Source organism: Helicobacter sp. UBA3407 (assembly GCF_949747025.1).
Classification (GTDB): Bacteria; Campylobacterota; Campylobacteria; order Campylobacterales; family Helicobacteraceae; genus Helicobacter_D; species Helicobacter_D ganmani.
Map to the genome: position 1 here is coordinate 1 of NZ_CATKCB010000020.1, position 1,599 is coordinate 1,599.

The following is a 1,599-nucleotide window of genomic DNA, read 5'->3' on the forward strand; positions in this document are numbered from 1 at the left end:
GTGTTTCTCCTTTGATGAGGGTTCTCCCTCATCATCTTTCTTATTTTCTTTGCAAGGGCTTTGCCTGAAATAATCTGTAATTTAAATCTCGCCTTTTACGATTCCATTACAATGCGCACAACATTTAACTCCAAAACATTTTTTTAAGCATAATGCTAAGCACGAGGCAATACATCATAAGTAGCGCGTATTTGTGTTTTTTGGCGTCTATGATACTAAGTAACCAAATCCCAATGCGCACGCCAATGAGCGAGGCGATTCCCACGATAATGCCTTGTTTATAGTCCGCATAGCCGTGCATTGCTAGGGAAGTAAATCCCGAAACAGAGGAAAAAATAATAAAGAAAAGCGAAAGCGGAATGATTTTTTTGCTACTATATCCCAAATAATAGGCAAGAAGTGGAGACAACATCATTCCTCCACCGATTCCAAGTGAAATTGCAAAGACGCCTACGACACAGCCACAGCTGATGAGAAATAGTTTTGCGCTGATTCCATTGCCTAAACGGCTTTCTCCACCATAAGCATTTGCCTTAAAAAGCTTAACAAGGGAATAGAGGATAAAGAGTGTAAAGAATCCCTCCAAAATGTTTGATGGAATTCTATCTACCACGATACCGCTAAAAGCTGCGCCGATTAACCCTCCAAGCCCCACATAAAGACTATCTTTGAACTCTAAATTATTCTGGCGGTAATTGATATAAGAACCATAGACAGAGGAAAAAATCATCTGCATAATAGAGATTCCAATCGCAATTTTTATGTCATTTCCTAGTAAAATCATCAAGGGCACAATAATTGCTCCGCCACCAATTCCAAAGAATCCCGCTAGAATTCCTGTAAAAATTCCAATGATAAAAAGTGTAAGAATAAATGAAAAGTCTAGGACTAACCATTCCATATAAAAGCCTTAAAAATTTTATACAATTTTGCCAAAAAATAATTAGAAATAAGGTAAAATAGTTAAAATCCCTATTAAACGATTTGGAAAAATAAAATGCAAACAAGCAAAGAAGAAATTAAAATCACACAATTTGTTAAAGTTGCCGGTTGAGCAGGTAAAGTAGGTCTGGACGACCTCTCACAAATTGCTAGCTCCTTAAGCAACGAAGAAAATGCAAATGTTTTGGTAGATTTTAGAGGCAACGAAGACGCTGGGGTTTATCAGCTCACGCCTGATTTAGCCCTTGTGCAGACAGCAGATTTTATCACGCCTGTGGTGAATGACCCTTTTGTCTATGGGCAGATTGCCGCGGCAAATGCGCTAAGTGATGTGTATGCAATGGGTGGAGTCGTGAAATGTGCCCTAAACCTTATGATGTGGGATTCTTGTCGGATTCCGCAAGATTATGCGCAAGGTATTTTAGAGGGCGGATTATCCAAAATCAAAGAAGCCGGAGGTGTGCTTATTGGTGGGCATACGGTGTCGGATAATGAGCAAAAATACGGCTTGAGCGTGAGTGGAATCATTCACCCAAAAAAAATTTGGCGTAACAATGGCGCACAAGTTGGGGACGCTCTTGTTATTACAAAGCCTATTGGTATGGGTGTGCTTACAACTGCATTAAAGGCAAATATGCTAGATTCTAAAGTCGCAGA

The 1,599-nt window shown here is 39.5% G+C and carries 2 protein-coding genes; one reads left to right on the forward strand and one right to left on the reverse strand.

All coding sequences use genetic code 11. From position 1 onward, the window contains the following. Nucleotides 1-124: 124 nt before the first annotated feature. On the reverse strand, nucleotides 125-901 hold the full coding sequence (locus Q1553_RS00165; RefSeq protein ID WP_300691439.1) for a sulfite exporter TauE/SafE family protein: 777 nt from the start codon (nucleotides 899-901) through the stop codon (nucleotides 125-127). 186 nt (nucleotides 902-1,087) lie between these two features. On the opposite strand from Q1553_RS00165, the gene selD reads away from it, so the two are divergent. Further along, nucleotides 1,088-1,599: selenide, water dikinase SelD (gene selD, locus Q1553_RS00170; protein WP_300842645.1), on the forward strand; the 512-nt coding region annotated here is incomplete at its 3' end.